The organism is Streptomyces sp. NPDC047014, from assembly GCF_040644195.1.
In the GTDB taxonomy this organism is placed as follows: Bacteria; Actinomycetota; Actinomycetes; order Streptomycetales; family Streptomycetaceae; genus Streptomyces.
Genome location: NZ_JBEYVX010000011.1, coordinates 138,123 through 153,693 on the forward strand (window position 1 = coordinate 138,123; position 15,571 = coordinate 153,693).

Annotated in this window: 12 protein-coding genes; 3 read left to right on the plus strand and 9 right to left on the minus strand. The window is 73.3% G+C overall.

All coding sequences use genetic code 11. The annotated features are described in order from the left end of the window. Positions 1-26 precede the first annotated feature (26 nt). Both ABZ873_RS10510 and ABZ873_RS10515 read right to left on the minus strand, forming a co-directional pair. Positions 27-956, minus strand: coding sequence for a glutaminase (locus ABZ873_RS10510; RefSeq protein WP_360868225.1), 930 nt, complete (start codon positions 954-956; stop codon positions 27-29). Positions 957-961: 5 nt separating this feature from the next. Then, a complete protein-coding gene (locus tag ABZ873_RS10515; RefSeq protein ID WP_360868227.1) occupies positions 962-1,654 on the minus strand; it encodes a demethylmenaquinone methyltransferase in 693 nt (230 codons plus the stop codon). Positions 1,655-1,917: 263 nt separating this feature from the next. Here ABZ873_RS10515 and ABZ873_RS10520 point away from each other — a divergent pair, with 263 nt between their 5' ends. Both ABZ873_RS10520 and ABZ873_RS10525 read left to right on the plus strand, forming a co-directional pair. Next, entirely contained in the window at positions 1,918-2,820 is a 903-nt protein-coding gene (locus tag ABZ873_RS10520; protein ID WP_360868230.1) for a DUF3152 domain-containing protein, read from the plus strand. 53 nt (positions 2,821-2,873) lie between these two features. After that, the gene (locus ABZ873_RS10525; RefSeq protein ID WP_360868233.1) at positions 2,874-3,269 is read left to right on the plus strand and encodes a helix-turn-helix transcriptional regulator; all 396 of its coding nucleotides are present in this window, start codon (positions 2,874-2,876) and stop codon (positions 3,267-3,269) included. On the opposite strand, the gene ABZ873_RS10530 is transcribed toward ABZ873_RS10525, so the two are convergent. The 4 genes from ABZ873_RS10530 to ABZ873_RS10545 form a co-directional block, all read right to left on the minus strand. Further along, positions 3,235-3,879: a hypothetical protein gene (locus ABZ873_RS10530; RefSeq protein WP_360868236.1), complete on the minus strand. Its 645-nt coding sequence runs from the start codon at positions 3,877-3,879 to the stop codon at positions 3,235-3,237. The two genes, ABZ873_RS10525 and ABZ873_RS10530, sit on opposite strands and share 35 nt — an antisense overlap. Positions 3,880-3,893: 14 nt before the next feature. Continuing rightward, a complete protein-coding gene (mqnC, locus tag ABZ873_RS10535; protein WP_360868238.1) occupies positions 3,894-5,093 on the minus strand; it encodes a cyclic dehypoxanthinyl futalosine synthase in 1,200 nt (399 codons plus the stop codon). A gap of 77 nt (positions 5,094-5,170) precedes the next feature. After that, positions 5,171-6,889 carry a serine/threonine-protein kinase gene (locus ABZ873_RS10540; protein ID WP_360868241.1) on the minus strand — a complete coding sequence of 573 codons (1,719 nt, stop codon included), beginning with the start codon at positions 6,887-6,889 and terminating at the stop codon, positions 5,171-5,173. A gap of 202 nt (positions 6,890-7,091) precedes the next feature. Then, on the minus strand, positions 7,092-7,955 hold the full coding sequence (locus ABZ873_RS10545; RefSeq protein ID WP_360868244.1) for a menaquinone biosynthesis protein: 864 nt from the start codon (positions 7,953-7,955) through the stop codon (positions 7,092-7,094). Positions 7,956-8,192: 237 nt separating this feature from the next. On the opposite strand from ABZ873_RS10545, the gene ABZ873_RS10550 reads away from it, so the two are divergent. Continuing rightward, positions 8,193-8,396 (plus strand): cold-shock protein, encoded by a 204-nt coding sequence (locus ABZ873_RS10550; protein WP_030012116.1) that lies wholly within the window; start codon positions 8,193-8,195, stop codon positions 8,394-8,396. A 196-nt stretch (positions 8,397-8,592) separates the two neighbouring features. Here ABZ873_RS10550 and ABZ873_RS10555 read toward each other — a convergent pair whose 3' ends face one another. From ABZ873_RS10555 to ABZ873_RS10565, 3 genes are all read right to left on the minus strand, one after another. Further along, positions 8,593-10,275: a lytic transglycosylase domain-containing protein gene (locus tag ABZ873_RS10555; protein ID WP_360868247.1), complete on the minus strand. Its 1,683-nt coding sequence runs from the start codon at positions 10,273-10,275 to the stop codon at positions 8,593-8,595. A 213-nt stretch (positions 10,276-10,488) separates the two neighbouring features. Next, a complete protein-coding gene (locus ABZ873_RS10560) occupies positions 10,489-13,221 on the minus strand; it encodes a PKD domain-containing protein (RefSeq protein WP_360868250.1) in 2,733 nt (910 codons plus the stop codon). A gap of 209 nt (positions 13,222-13,430) precedes the next feature. After that, the gene (locus ABZ873_RS10565) at positions 13,431-15,245 is read right to left on the minus strand and encodes an AMP-dependent synthetase/ligase (protein WP_360868263.1); all 1,815 of its coding nucleotides are present in this window, start codon (positions 15,243-15,245) and stop codon (positions 13,431-13,433) included. Positions 15,246-15,571 lie beyond the last annotated feature (326 nt).

The window sequence follows — 15,571 nt, forward strand, 5'->3', positions numbered from 1 at the left end:
GCGGGCCGGCTCCGCGGGGCCGCGGCTCAGAAGACGCTGAGGCCCGTCAGGGTCGTGAAGCGGTCCAGGGCGGCCACACCCGCCACCGAGTTGCCCCGGGCGTCCAGCCCGGGGCTCCACACGGCCAGGGTGCACAGGCCCGGTACGACGGCCACGATGCCGCCGCCGACGCCGCTCTTGCCGGGCAGCCCGACGCGGTAGGCGAACTCGCCCGCCGCGTCGTACGTCCCGCAGGTCAGCATCACGGCGTTGATCTGCTTGGCCTCGCTGCGGGTCAGCAGCCGCGAGCCGTCCGCCCGTATCCCGTGCCGCGCGAGGAAGCGCCCGGCGCGGGCCAGGTCGGCGCAGGTCATCTCGATGGAGCACTGCCAGAAGTAGTGCTCCAGCAGGGCGGGCACCGGGTTGTCGATATTGCCGTAGGAGGCCATGAAGTGGGCCACGGCCGCGTTGCGGTCGCCGTGCTCCTGCTCGGAGGCGGCCACCTCGGCGTCGAAGCCGATGTCCGGGTTCTGGCTCTCCTGCCGCAGGAACTCCAGCAGTTCGCTGCTCGCGTCACCGGTCAGCGTCTGGAGCCGGTCGGTGACCACCAGGGCGCCCGCGTTGATGAACGGATTGCGCGGGATGCCGTTCTCGTACTCCAGCTGTACGAGCGAGTTGAACGGGTTGCCGGAGGGCTCCCGGCCGACCCGCTCCCACAGGCTGTCGCCGCCCTCGGCCAGCGCCAGGGCGAGCGCGAACACCTTGGTGATCGACTGCACGGAGAAGGGGACCCGCCAGTCCCCCACCCCGAAGACATTGCCGTCGAGATCGGCGACGGCCATGCCGAACTGACGCCGGTCCACCGCCGCGAGCGCCGGGATGTACTCGGCGGGGGTGCCGCTGCCGATCAGCGGGGCGATGTCGGCCGCGATCCGCTGGAGCAGGGGCCCGTAGTCCGGGGGAGCGACGTCAGGCACCGCCGTCAGTCCTTGATGCCCCGGTGCAGCGCGACGATGCCGCCGCTCAGGTTGCGCCAGGCCACCCGGGACCAGCCGGCCTTCTGGAGCAGCGCGGCCAGCGCGGGCTGGTCGGGCCACTCGCGGATGGACTCGGCGAGGTACACGTACGCGTCGGGGTTGGAGGACACCGCGCGGGCCACCGGCGGCAGCGCGCGCATCAGGTACTCGGTGTAGACGGTCCGGAAGGGGGCCCACGTCGGCTGCGAGAACTCGCAGATCACGACCTGCCCGCCGGGCTTGGTCACCCGGTACAGCTCGCGCAGGGCCGCGTCGGTGTCCTGGACGTTGCGCAGGCCGAAGGAGATCGTCACCGTGTCGAAGACGTCGTCCCGGAACGGCAGCCTCGTCGCGTCGCCGGCCGTCAGCGGCAGCCAGGAGTTGCGCTTCTTGCCCTCCCGGAGCATGCCGAGGGAGAAGTCGCAGGGGACGACGTACGCCCCGGTCGCGGCGAAGGGCAGCGAGGAGGTCGCCGTACCGGCGGCCAGGTCGAGGACCTTCTGCCCGGGGCGTGCGCCGACCGCCTTGGCGACCTCCTTGCGCCACACCCGGTCCTGGCCGAGGGAGAGCACGTCGTTGGTCAGGTCGTAGTTGGCCGCGACCCTGTCGAACATGGAGGCGACTTCATGCGGCTGCTTGTCCAGGGAAGCCCTTGTCACTGGCGTTCGCCCCTCGGGTTGCGATGCGGATCGGCGGATACGTCCCCATCCTCTCAGGCCCCGCGGCCCGGTCCGCTCCGGGCTCCGCGGTGCCACGCCGTGGCGGAGCCGTACCGGAGCGTAGAACTGTTCCGAAGGACAGTTACGGGCGGCCGTATGACGCGCGTTGACTGCCAGGGTGCGGCCCGGTGAGGGTCACCCTCCGGATCGGCACCCGCGTCGTGGCAGGTCCGGCAGTGGCCGCCGCGAACAGAGGGTTCCCGATGCCGGCAGGCCATTCCACCGGTCGTTCCCGCGGCAGCGGCCCGCGCGCCAGACGCCGGGCCGAGCGGCGCAGACGGCTGCGGCGCACCGTCCTCCTCGGCTCGGCCGCGCTGGTCGCCGCCTCGGCCGGCGCCTACGCGCTGATCCCGGCGGAGGACTCGGCCACCTCCGCCAGGGCCCGCAACACCGCCTCGCCGGAGCCCTCGGCCGGGGAGGGCGAGGCCGCCGCGGCCGATCCCGTACCGCAGGGCGGGGCGAAGTCCCCCGAGGCGCAGAAGTCCGCCGCCTCGCACCACCCCTCGGCCTCCCCCACGCACTCCGCCGGGACCTCCCCGACGCCCGCGCGGCCCGGGGTGTTCACGGCGTCCGCCTCGGCCGGCTCCCCGCAGGGCAAGGGGCCCGCCCGGCGCTGGCGGATCGAGGTGGAGGAGGGCAGCGGGGTCGACCCCGAGGCGGCCGCCCGCTCGGTGGAGAAGATCCTCGGGGACCCGCGCGGCTGGACCAGGGACCCGGCGTACGGATTCCAGCTGGTCGGCGCCGGCCAGCCGGTGGACTTCACCGTGAAGATCGCCACGCCCGCGACCACCGACCGGCTGTGCGAGGTCGTCACCCCCGAGCTGATCGGCGAGACCAACTGCCGGGCCGGGCACACCGTGGTGGTGAACCTCAAGCGCTGGAAGGAGGGTTCGCCGCAGTTCAGCGGCACCCCCGAGGAGTACCGGGCGCTGATCGTCAACCACGAGGTCGGGCACGAGATCGGCCGCGGCCACGAGACCTGCCCCGGTCCGGGCAAGCCCGCTCCGGCGATGATGCAGCAGATCAAGGGACTGCTCGGCTGCACCTCCAACGCCTGGCCGTACGACGCCGACGGAACCTATCTGTCCGGTCCACCCGTCCTCTAGGGAAAGGGCGGCCTCCGCAGGGGCCGGCCGGGGGGCATCGAGGAGTGGAAACCGTGCGCGTCGTCAGCTTCAGCGTCCCTGCGTGGTTCCCCTCCTACGAGGAGCCGCCCGGGGTGCCGGGGGTGCCGGGGCCCCGCGAGGGCCGGCCGGCCGAGACGCTGCTGACCGAGCAGGAGTCCGCGGTGTTCCTGTGCCTGGCCACCGGGGCCTCCAACCGGGAGCTCGCGGGGGAACTCCAGCTGTCCGTCAGCACGGTGAAGTTCCACGTCGTGAACATACGGGCCAAACTGGGCGGGATCAGCCGCCTCCAGGCATGCCTGCTGGCCGCCCTCGCCCGCGAGAGCACCAGGGCGTGCACCGGGAGACCCGGCGCCCCGGGACCCGGCGCCCCGGACCCCGCCGCGGGGCCCGGCCTCAGCGCCGGCGGTGCAGCAGCCGTCCCCCGATGACCGTCGCCACGCAGGTGGCCGACCCCCGCTCCAGCAGCTCCGCCTCGTCCGCCGCCGCGAACACCGCGAAGCGCGCGAGCGCCCCCGCCTCCAGGGCCCCGTGGAACGCCTCGGCCGCCGCCCCCCGCCCCGCGAACGGATCCAGCGCGGGCCGCCCCTCGTAGGGCGCGGGCGGCAGGATCGTCAGGCCCGAACGGGACACCGCCGTACGCACCGCCCCGACGGTGAAGCGCCCGCACACCGCGACCACCCCGCGCGCCAGCAGCCGCTGCGTACCGCGCCGGGCGCTGTGCCCCCAGCGCGGCTCGGTCATCCTCAGCGCCTCCAGCGCCTCCGCGCCGCTGACCGGGTCCGCGCCCAGCTCGGCGACCTCGTACGGGTCGTCCGGGTAGTACGTCCGCTCCAGCAGCTCGTCCGCGCCGCGCACCAGCAGCCCCGGGGTGAGCACCCCGGGCCAGCGCCGGACCCGGGCGTGCGGGGAGGCCGCGGAGACCTCCTCGTACGGCCCGGTACGGGCGATCCGGTCGCCCTCGACGAGGACCGCGCCGCCCGGCAGCGGGGCGGCCCCGGCGCCGGGGACGAGGAGTTCGGCGGTGTGCAGCGTCAGCATCGGGCGGCGGGGCGTCAGTTGGCGGAGATGAGCTTCAGCTCGGGGTGCGCCGTGCCGCCTTCGAGGGCGGTGGAGGAGATGTGCGAGACCACGCGCTCGTCGACCGGGTCGTTCGCCGGGTCCTCGTGCACGAGCAGGTGCTCGTAGGTGGTCGCGCGCTGCGCCGGGGTGCGGCCCGCCTTGCGGATCAGGTCGATGATCTCCTGGCGGTTGGAGCGGTGCTTGGCACCGGCCGAGGAGACCACGTTCTCCTCCAGCATGATCGAGCCGAGGTCGTCCGCGCCGTAGTGCAGCGAGAGCTGGCCCGCCTCCTTGCCCACGGTCAGCCAGGAGCCCTGGATGTGGGCGATGTTGTCGAGGAACAGGCGCGCGATCGCGATCATGCGCAGGTACTCGAAGATCGTCGCCTGGGTGCGGCCCTTGAGGTGGTTGTTCTCGGGCTGGTAGGTGTACGGGATGAAGGCGCGGAAGCCGCCCGTACGGTCCTGGGTGTCCCGGATCATCGCGATGTGCTCGATGCGCTCGGCGTTGGTCTCGCCGGTGCCCATCAGCATGGTGGAGGTGGACTCCACGCCCAGCCGGTGGGCGATCTCCATGATCTCCAGCCAGCGCTCGCCGGACTCCTTGAGCGGGGCGATCGCCTTGCGCGGCCGGGCCGGCAGCAGCTCGGCGCCGGCGCCCGCGAAGGAGTCCAGACCGGCGGCGTGGATCCGCTGGATGGCCTCCTCCGCCGAGACACCCGAGATGCGGGCCATGTGCTCGACCTCGGAGGCGCCGAGGGAGTGGATGACCAGCTGCGGGAACGCCTTCTTGATGGCGGAGAAGTGCTCCTCGTAGTACTCGACGCCGTAGTCCGGGTGGTGCCCGCCCTGGAACATGATCTGCGTACCGCCGAGCTCGACGGTCTCCGCGCAGCGGCGCAGGATGTCGTCGAGATCGCGGGACCAGCCCTTCTTGCGGTCCTTGGGAGCCGCGTAGAAGGCGCAGAACTTGCACGCCGTGACACAGACGTTGGTGTAGTTGATGTTGCGCTCGATGATGTACGTCGCGATGTGCTCCGTACCGGCGTAGCGGCGGCGGCGCACCGCGTCGGCCGCCTGGCCGAGCGCGTGCAGCGGCGCGTGGCGGTAGAGGTCGAGCGCCTCTTCCTGGGTGATCCGGCCCCCCGCGGCGGCGCGGTCGAGGACAGACTGGAGAACGGCCTGGTCGGTCACCGGGAGTCACCTTTCGGCGGTGTGTCTGTGTCAGGGTCCGGACCGATCCAGCCTACGCCAGCCGTCCGCGGCGCATTTCAGGGGCTGCGGGTGAGGTCCCCCTCGGGGTTCCCGGCGGCGGCGTCGCCCGAGGTGTAGTGGAGGGTTCCGTTCGCGTTCAGGGCGAAGCGCTCGTCGGCGGAGCCGCCGGAGCAGATCCCGGGGGCCGGGTTGGGGCCGCCGGAGGTGTCCAGGACCAGGGAGCGGTCGGTGGCCGAGGCCAGCTTCCAGTCGCCGCTGCAGTCGGTGCCGAGGACCGCCAGGACGGACTTGTCCCGGCCGACGACCTCACCGGTCCGCCCCGCCCTGATGGTGATCTCGAACTCGGCGGGGACGCCGAAGCGGGCCGTGGTGACCGTGCCCTTCCAGGTGCCGATGAACTCCTTGGGCACATCGGGCCGGCTGCCCTGCGCCGAGGCCGCGCCGGAGCCGCCGGGGGCGGGGGCCGATCCGCTCGCGGCGGGGGCCGGAGTGGTGGGCCGGCCGCCGGAGTCGGCCAGGTCCCGGTCGGCGCCGCCCTGTCCGGGCAGCAGGTCCAGCCAGTAGACGCCGCCGGAGAGCACGGCCAGGGCGGCGGCCACGGCCAGGACCAGGGAGCAGCTGAACCGGCGCCCGGCGAGCCGGATCCCGGCCTGCCGCCCCGGAGCCTCCTGTCCGGCGGCCTCCTGCCCGGGCCGTCCCGCGCCGCCGGTGCCGGGGCCGCCGTACGGTGTGCCCGCGCCCGCCCCCGCACCGCCGTACGCGGGGTCGGGCGGCCCGAAGCCGCCGGCGGCGGGGCCGCCGTAGGAGGGGGCGGTGAAGGGGACCGGGCCGGAGGGGCCGTCCCCGTACGGGGCGTAGGGCGTCCCGGAGGGCCGGTGGTCCGAGGGCTCGGCCTCCAGGTCCAGCAGGGCCACCGCGGCCCGGCTGGCCTCCTCCACCAGCGGCGCGGGCAGCCAGCCCGGCCGGCCGAGCGCGCCGTCGAGGGCCGCCGCCACCGCCGCGGGAGCGGGCCGGTCGCCGGGGGCCTTCGCCAGGCATGCCTCGATCAGCTCGCGCAGCTGCCCGGGCGGCAGCTCGCCCAGCTCCGGCGGCTCGTGGACCACCTTGTAGAGGAGCGTGGCCGAGTGGTCGCCGGTGAAGGGCGGCCGCCCGGTCGCCGAGAAGGCGAGGACCGCGCCGAGCGAGAACATGTCGGCCGCGCCCGTGACGCCCTTGCCGAGGATCTGCTCGGGCGCCATGTAGCCCGGGGAGCCGACGGAGACGCCGGTGGAGGTGAGGGAGGCGGTGCCGTCCGTGGCGCGGGCGATCCCGAAGTCGATCAGCCGCGGGCCGTCGAGGGTCAGCATCACGTTGGACGGCTTCACGTCCCGGTGGACCAGCCCCAGGCCGTGCACGGCCACCAGGGCGCGCGCCAGGCCCGCGCCCACGGCCCGTACCGACTCCTCCGGCAGCGGCCCGTGCGCGGCGAGCGCGCGGTCCAGGGAAGGGCCCGCCACATAGCCGGTGGCCACCCACGGCACCGCGGCCTCCGGGTCCGCGTCCAGCACCGGCGCGGTCCACTCGCCGCCCACCCGGCGGGCGGCCTCCACCTCGCGGCGGAAGCGGGCCCGGAACTCCTCGTCGGAGGCGAAATGCGGGTGGACGATCTTCACGGCGACCGTGCGGCCGCCCGCGCTGCGCCCGAGGTAGACCCGTCCCATGCCGCCCGCGCCGAGCCGGCCGAGCAGCCGGTACGCGCCGATCGTCCGCGGCTCACCGGCTTCCAGCGGATGCATGGTCTCCCCCAATTCCCCGTGATCCCGGGCGCCTTGTGGCGTCCGGCCGAACAGCAGCCTAGGGGTACGGGGGTTGCGGGAGGGGCGCCGTACTCCTCCCGCAATTCCGCCGCGGGCGGAGGAAGGGGAAATCCTCAGGAATTCCCGGGAAACCGGGCATTCATCTGCGCGGCCCTTTGGCGCCACCTCCCGGTAAACCCGCTCACCCCTCCGGCACCGCCACGCTCAGCAGCTCCACGGCCACGTCCGCGGGATAGCCCGAGGTCGCTCCGGTACGGCGCGCGAATTCCCGTACGCCGGCCAGCTGATCGGGACCGAAGCGGAAGTCGAGCGTGGTGAAGTACCGTTCCAGCAGCTCGGCGTCGAATGCCTCCCAGCGGGCCGCCTGCTCGGCCACCTTGGTGACCTCCTCCAGGGAGAGGTCGCGGGAGGCGAGGAACGCCTCGTGCACCTTCTGCACCACGACGGGCTCGCGGGCCAGGTAGTCCTTGCGGGCGGCCCAGACGGCGAAGACGAACGGCAGCCCCGTCCAGTCCTTCCACATCTGCCCCAGGTCGTGCACGGCCAGCCCGAGCCGGGGCGCGTCGTGCAGGGAGGCGCGCAGCGCGGCGTCCCCGATCAGCACGGCGGCGTCGGCCTCCTGCATCATCAGCCCCAGGTCGGGCGGGCAGGTGTAGTAGTCGGGCCGTACGCCGTACTGCTCGGACAGCAGCAGCTGGGCCAGGCGTACGGACGTACGAGAGGTCGAGCCGAGAGCGACGCGGGCTCCGTCGAGCTGGTCCAGCGGCACCTGCGAGACGATCACGCAGGACATCACGGGGCCGTCGCAGCCGACCGCGAGATCGGGGAAGGCGACGAGCCGGTCGGCGTTGCGGAGGAATTCCACGAGGGTGATCGGGGCGATGTCCAGCTCCCCCTCGACCAGTCGCCGGCTGAGCTTCTCGGGGGTGTCCTTGGTCAGCTCCAGGTCCAGCAGCGTGCCGGTTCTGGCGAGCCCCCAGTAGAGGGGCAGGCAGTTCAGGAACTGAATGTGGCCGACGCGGGGCCGGCTGCGGTAGACGTCCACATCGCGAGACTAGTCCCCGGGTCGGCGTCAGCTCCGCGCCGGGTCTCAAACGTCCGGGTGACGTGATCTTTCCCTCTGGTCTCGGCCACGGGGTGCGTGCTAGGCTCGACGCAAGTTGCAGTTTGGTTTCCCTTGCAGTACGAGGCCTGCGGAGAATGTGACCCGCAGGCTTTTGTAGTTTTCAGACTTCTTAGCAGGTTCTGGAGCAGGGCGACCCTTTGGCCCATAGGAGGGCTCATGGCTACCGGAACCGTGAAGTGGTTCAACGCTGAAAAGGGCTTCGGCTTCATCGCCCAGGACGGCGGCGGCCCGGATGTCTTCGTCCACTACTCCGCGATCAACGCCTCTGGCTTCCGCTCCCTCGAGGAGAACCAGACGGTGAACTTCGACGTCACGCAGGGTCCGAAGGGCCCGCAGGCGGAGAACGTCACCCCGGCCTAGTCGCCTGGGCCAACCTCATCGCGGTTGGATAGCAGTACCCAAGGAGCCCCGTCCTCTCTGCGCGAGCAGAGCGGCGGGGCTCCTGCCTTTTCCCGTGGGAATGAGGGCCTGACATGCCTGGGGCCCGACATGCCTGGGGCCTGACATGCCCAGGGGGCCCGCACCGTCTGCACGGTGCGGGCCCCCTGGGTGTGGGCTACTTCGGTGTGTCCGCCTTCGGGGCCGTGACCTCGACGGTCAGGACCAGGGCCACCCCGTCCGGGGTGATCAGGCGGAAGCTGTACTTCCCCGGGGCGAGACCGGCGTCCGTGAAGAGCTCCGGCAGGACGATCCGGCCGTCGGCGGCCGTCTCGGCCAGCTTGAGGCCGAAGACCTTCTTCCCCGCCGCGTCCTTGAAGTACGGGCCCTTCGCGGTCGCCGGGTCGGCCGGCACCCACGCGCCGTCCTTCTCCTCACCCAGGCCGATCGTGACGCCGGAGACCGCGGCCGGCTTGCCCTTGGCCGTGGCGCGGACCTCGATGTCCTTGATGCTGCCGCCCGCGGGGGTGGTGAGCGGCGTGGAGTCCGCCGGACGCGCCAGCAGGTCCACGGCGGGCGCCTTGACCGTGCCCGTGAAGTTCACGGTGAGGCGGCTCGTGGTGTCGTAGGCGGCGGCGCGGAGGGTGAACGTACCCGCCTTGGCGCCCGCCTTGAGGCCCGGCGCGGCGGCGGTGCCGTCGGCGGCGGTCTTGACGACCAGGGACTTCTCCGTGCCGAACAGGGTGCCGGTGGAGTCCTCCTCGACCGCGAAGACGACCTCCTGGCCCACCGCCGGCTTGCCGTCGCTGAGGACCACCTTGACCCGCGGGACCTCGGTGAAGGCCGCTCCGGCCTCGGCCGTGAGACCCGGGCCGCCGAGCACCGTCAGCTCGGCCAGGTGCGGGGCGGCGGGCTGGGACGGGGTCGGCGTGGGGGTCGGGGTCGGCGTCGGCTTCGGGGTGGGCGTGGGGGTCGGCGTCGGCGTGGGCGTCGGCCTGGGGGTCTGGGCCGGAGTGCCCGGCCGCGAGGTGACCGGGGTGTGCGCGGGCGTGGGCAGGGTGCCCGGCTGCTGCGGCGGGTAGGTCCCGACGGGCGGGTTCGGCACCTCGGAGGCGCCGCCCTGCTGGTACTGGCGCATGTAGCCGAGCACGGTGTTCACGTACTCGCGGGAGTTGTTGTAGCTGAGGATCGCCGTGTCCAGCTTGGCGGCGACCGACAGGTCCCGGTCGCCCGCGCAGAGGTAGAGGCCCGCGCCCAGCGCCGCGTCGTAGATGTTGTTCGGGTCGCGCTTGGAGTCGCCGTTGCCGTCGGCGCCCCAGGTGGCCCAGGTGGAGGGGATGAACTGCATCGGGCCGACGGCGCGGTCGTAGACCACGTCCGCGTCCCACTCGCCGCGGTCGGTGTCACGGATCTCGGCGAAGCCGTTGCCGTCCAGGCGGGGGCCGCGGATGGGGCGCTCGGTGTAGCCGTCGGCCTTGAGCCCGTAGCCGGAGGCGTGGACGGACTCGACGCGGCCGATGCCCGCGAGGAGCTGCCAGGGCAGCTTGCAGCCGGGCAGCGCCGCCGCCACGGACACCTCGGCCCGGTGGTAGGCGTCGAGGGCGGTCGCGGGTATGCCGCTGGCTCCCTCGGGGGCGCCCGTACCGGCGGCCGGCGGCGGGTCCGCCACGATGTCGGGCAGGTCCAGCCGGGCGTCACCGCGGTCGGTGGCCTGCGGGCTGTCCGGGGTCGGTTCGGACTCCCCCGCGTCGGCGGTGCCCGGAGTGGACACGACCGCGGCCGTGGTCAGGCTGGCCGCGAGGGCGGCCGTGCACAGGACCTTGCGCGAGGTGTTGACGATGTGGCGGTGAAGCGGCTTCACAGTGCGGCGATCCCCCCAAGGAGCCGTTCAGATGGCACGGCCGGTCCAGCCGTGGATATCCACTGTCTATCAGGTATTCGGACCCGACTCGCCGTCCCCCCGGCAGTTGTGACGCACCATTCGTCTCGGCTTCACCGCACCCTCACGACCGATCGCACAACAGACGCGACAGGGCGCACCGTTGATCCCGGTGCGCCCTGTTTTACGCCCGGGTCAGCCCCGGACGAAGTAGCCGAGCAGGTCGGTGATCACGTGGTTGGGGCCGCCCCAGCTGTTCCAGACGTTCACCTTGCCCTCGCCCACGGGCGTGATGACATGGTTCGGGACGGTTTCACCGGGACGGGTGTTGAGGCTGCTCGCGTCCGTGCGGGCGGTGCCGAAGCCGTGGACGGTGAGGAAGCCGGCTGTGGTGGTGTCGGTCGCGGTGACGTTCAGCGCGGCCCCGATGGCGTCCGCGGGCAGGCCCGGGATGGTGGTGGTGGCACCGGCGGCGAGCTTGCCGGTGGTGCGGGTGTCGGCGAGCCGCTGCGGCGTGGCCGGGACGAAGTAGCCCGCGCCGACGCTGCCGTAGTAGCCGACGGTGTCGACGACGAGGTGGGTGGAGCCGGCGTTGTTGTAGAGGGTGATGGTGCCGTCCGGGGCGACCGGCACGATGACCTGGTTGGACTTGTCCTTGCCGGGCTCCGGGTTGAGGTTGGAGCTGACGGGCCGGCGGTTGGGGTCCGGGTAGGCGATGACGTGGGTGTCGGTGGTGGTGCCGGTGGAGGTCAGGTTGAGCGCGACGGCCGCCGCGTCCGGGGGCACCGTACCGACGCCCGCGACCTTCACCGTCCGGGTCTGGCCGCCGCCCAGCGGGCCGCCCGCGGTGCGGGTGTCGGCGGCGCGCCTCGGGGTGACCGGGGTGAAGCGCTCACCGGCGTGGGGCTGGTAGTAGCCGACGAAGTCGACGACGAGGTGCCCCTGGCCGGAGTTGAGCTGGGCGGAGACCTTGCCGTCGGCGCCGACGGGAACGGTGACCGTGTTGGAGGAGGTGCCGCCCGCGCGGACGTTCACGTTCGAGGTCGCCGGGCGCGGCTGGCCGGCGGGCCAGACGTTGAGGTGGGTGTCCTGGGTGGTGCCGGTGACGGTCACGTTCAGTACGACCGCGCTCGCCCCGGCGGTGTGGCTGGGGCCCGAGCTGTAGTAGTGCACCGGGACGGTCAGCGGGGTGGCGGTGCCGGCCTGCACGGGGGCGCCGGCGGTGCGGGTGTCGAGGATGCGCTGCGGGAAGACGGGCACGTAGCCCGCCGGGGTGTAGGCCGCCCGCGCCGTGCCGGTGGTCGTGGAGGTGGCGCCCCGGGTGTCCTTGAGGGTCACCGTCACCTTGTGGTCGCCGGGCCGTCCGTAGGTGTGCCGGACGGGCTCCAGCGCCGAGAAGGTCTCCTTGGTGCCGTCACCGAAGTCCACGTCCATCTGCCGGACCGGCCACGGCGCGGCGGTGGTCCGCGGGTCGAGCTCGACCGTGAGCGGGAGGACGTACGCCTTCGGGTTCTCGGCGGTCGGCAGGTACGGCTGGGTGGTGAAGGCGGCGGTCAGCGGGCCGGGCGCGGCCGCCTTGGCCGTCTGCTGGGCGGAGACGGAGTGGCCGGCCTCGTTCCGGGCACTCACCTGGACCGTGCACGCGCACGGCGAGCCGTAGGCGTGCGTGGCGGTGCGCTCCGTGGTGGTGACCGGGGCGGAGCCGTCACCGAAGTCGTAGGTGTAGGTGAGCGGACCGGCCCAGGCGCTGACCGCCGTGGCGGTCGCCTTCACCGGGGTGCCGGCCGGCGCCCAGGGCTGGTCGAGGTCGACCGTCATGCTCGTCAGCCAGTTCTGGCCCTCGCGCGCGCCCCGGTCCAGGTAGCCGCCGTCCTTGCCGGTGTTGGGCACGCGGAGGTCGTCGACGACCGGGTAGCCGCGGGAGTCGGTGGGGAGGACGCCGGGCGCGGTCGCGTCGGCCGAGTCGACGGCCAGGGACTCGGCCTTCTCGTCGGAGGCGAGGACGATGTCCCGGGCGCCCTGGCCGGTCGCCGCGTGGAAGGCGTCCCGGTCCGCGTGGGCGGTACCGGCCCAGTGGTACGTGGTGTAGTCGGCGCGGCCGTTGCCGGCGATGAGGTTGTAGTCGACGCGCGTGCCGGCGGTGGCGCTCTGGGCCACGGAGACGCCGGAGCGCTGTCCGGGCGTCGTGCACGGGCTGGAGACCCGCTCGGCGATGACGTTGTTGAACAGGGCGGAGCCCGCCGAGCCGCCGGTGAGCGAGACAGCGGCGACGCAGCTGAGGAAGACGGTGTTGTTGGTGACGACCGTGCCGGGCGCGTCCACGGCGGCGACGGCGGCGGCCTTCTCCCCGTAGATCATGTTGTGGCTGAGCACGGTGCGCGCGGAACCGCCCTCGACGCGGGCGCCGTAGAGGGTGCTGCGGCTGACGCGCACGTCCTGGGACCCCTCGCCGACGACGAGGGACCCGCCGCCGGGGACCATCGAGATCCGGTCGAGTTCGACGTCGGAGGAGCCGAGGACGCGGGCCGCGCCGCCGAGGGCCGCGCCGCGGACCACCACGTGCGAGGCGCCCTTGACGGTCAGCCCCTTCTCCGGGTCGACCCACCACGGGTTGCTGCCGGCCGGCCCGTCGGACACGAAGGAGACCGGCTTGCCGGGCTCACCGGAGCGCTCGACGGTGAGTGCTTCGTAGTACGGCCGGCCTGGCTTGATCCGGACGGTCTGGCCGGGTACGACGAGCCTGGCCGCGGCCGAGATCGTGCAGAAGGGCGCGGACTGCGTACCGGGGCCCGTGTCCGAACAGTGGGCGTTGTCCTGGTTGTTCACGAAGAGGGTGGACGGGCCCGGGGCGGCGGCCGCAGCGGCCGGAGCACCGAGAAGGGTGACGAGACCTGCTGTGAGCAGGGCCGTCGCACGAGTGGGACGCACCGGAAAGGGGTTCCTTCAAGCCAGAGGTGAGGTGGATCCGCGCGGGTGGCGGCGCCGCACGACTGGTAGACGTTCTGTTCCCCCAGCGTCAGTCGGGCGCACGCGCACCGCGCGGACATGGATCATCATCCATCGACTTCGAGCCGATGTCACCTGCTTAGGGCGGCGGGAACCGGAGCGGGAGTACCGGGGGCGGGCGGGGGCGGGGGTCACGGCTCGCGGGGGCCCCGGTAGAGGGTGTCGATGTGGTCGGCGTAGTCGCGGGCGATCGCCGCGCGTCTCAGTTTGAGCGAGGGGGTGAGGTGGCCGCGGGCCTCCGTGAACTCGCCCGGCAGGACCGCGAAGCGGCGGATCGATTCGGCGCGGGAGACCAGGCGGTTCGCCTCGTCCACGGCCCGCTGGAGGTCGGCGCGCAGCGCCTCGTCCCGGACCAGCTCCCGCAGCGGTACGCCCAGTTTTTTGTGCATCTGCCGCCAGTGCAGCAGGCCGTCCGGCTCCAGGGTGATCAGCGCGGCGATGTAGGGCCGGTTGTCGCCGACCACCAGGCACTGCCCGACCAGCGGATGGGCCCGCAGCCAGTCCTCCAGCGGGGCCGGGGCCACGTTCTTGCCGCCGGAAGTGATGATCAGGTCCTTCTTGCGGCCGGTGATGGTGAGGTACCCGTCGGCGTCGAGCTCCCCGATGTCGCCGGTCGGCAGCCAGCTCCCGTGCGGGACGGCCTGCCCGCTGTTCCAGTACCCGGCGAAGACGTGCCGGCCGCCGAGCAGCACCTCCCCGTCGGGGGCGATCCGTACCGCCGTGCCGGGCAGCGGCCAGCCGACCGTGCCGAGGCGGGGACGCTGCGGCGGGGTGACGGTGCTGGCGCCGGTGGTCTCGGTGAGCCCGTAGCCCTCGAAGACCTCGACGCCCGCGCCGGTGTAGAAGGCGGCGAGGCGCCGGCCGAGGGGGGAGCCGCCGCTGAGGACGTAGCGGACGCGGCCGCCGAGTGCGGCGCGGATCCGCCGGTAGACCAGGGGCTCGTACAGGGCCCGTGCCGCGCGCAGGCCGATCCCCGGGCTCTCGCCCTCGGCGCTCTCGCCGATGCTGCGGGCGATGCGGACGGCGCGGTCGAAGGAGGAGGCGCGGCCCATGCGTTCGGCGGTGGCGCGGGCGGTGTTGAAGACCTTCTCCAGGACGTAGGGGATGGCGAGGAGGAAGGTCGGGCGGAAGCCGGCGAGGTCGGCGAGGAGGTCGTCGGTGCTGATGCTGGGCGCGTGCCCGAGCTTGACGCGGGCGCGCAGGCAGCCGACGGCGACCATGCGGCCGAAGACGTGGCTGAGCGGCAGGAAGAGGAGGGTGGAGGCGGGGTCCTCGCTGACGGAGCGGAAGACGGGGTGGAGCAGTCCGACGGCGTTGTCCACCTCGGCGAAGAAGTTGGCGTGGGTGATCACGCAGCCCTTGGGCCGGCCGGTGGTGCCGGAGGTGTAGACGAGGGTGGCGACGGAGTCGGGGGTACGGGCGGCCCTGCGGGCGTGCACGAGCGCGTCGGGGAGGTGCCGGCCGGCGTGCACGAGGCGGCCGATGGCGCCGGTGTCGAACTCCCAGAGGTGCGCCAGCCAGGGGAGGTTGCCGCGCTCGGCGCTGATGATGCGGGCCTGGGCGGTGTCCTCGACGGCGCAGGCGACGGCGCCGGAGTCGTGGATGATCCAGCGGGCCTGGAGGGCGGAGGAGGTGGGATAGATCGGTACGGTGACCAGGCCCGCGGCCCAGCCGGCGAAGTCGAGGAGGGTCCACTCGTAGGTGGTACGGGCCATGATGGCGAGCCGGTCGCCCTCGCGGAGCCCTTCCGCGATCAGGCCCTTGGCGACGGCCATCACCTCGGCGGCGAACTCGGCGGCGCTGACGTCGCGCCAGGTGCCGTCGGGCTGCTTGCGGGCGAGCACGGGGTCGGCCGGGGCCTGGGCGGCGTTCTCGAAGGGGATGTCCCCGAGGGACCCGTGCCCGGGGACCGCCGCGAGCGGGGGGACCCGTACCTCGCGGACCACTCCGTCGACGACCGTCTTGGCGGGCTCGACCAGCTTCGGTTCGGTTTCCACGGCGCGCGCTCCTTGGCTCGGCACGAGTTGTTACCGCCGGTAATCTACGGACGAGTAACCCCGGGGACCAGCCCCCCACCCCCGTTCTTCACGCCTACTCCACGCGACCACCGCAGCCGCGGCCGCAGCCGGCCGATTCCACCCTTGCCGGCGCCCGAGGCGCCCGTCCCGGGCGGAGCCCAGCGCCCGGCAAATCCAGCCCCGCCGGCGTTTGAGGCGCGGGTCCGGGCGGAGCCCGGTGCCCGGCGGAGCCGGGATTCCTGGGGCGCCGCCCC

Excerpts from the sequence above, each read along its gene's own strand:
- ABZ873_RS10540 (WP_360868241.1), bottom strand. The coding sequence starts at position 6,889 with ATGCATCCGCTGGAAGCCGGTGAGCCGCGGACGATCGGCGCGTACCGG.
- ABZ873_RS10520 (WP_360868230.1), top strand. The coding sequence starts at position 1,918 with ATGCCGGCAGGCCATTCCACCGGTCGTTCCCGCGGCAGCGGCCCGCGC.
- ABZ873_RS10530 (WP_360868236.1), bottom strand. The coding sequence starts at position 3,879 with ATGCTGACGCTGCACACCGCCGAACTCCTCGTCCCCGGCGCCGGGGCC.
- ABZ873_RS10550 (WP_030012116.1), top strand. The coding sequence starts at position 8,193 with ATGGCTACCGGAACCGTGAAGTGGTTCAACGCTGAAAAGGGCTTCGGC.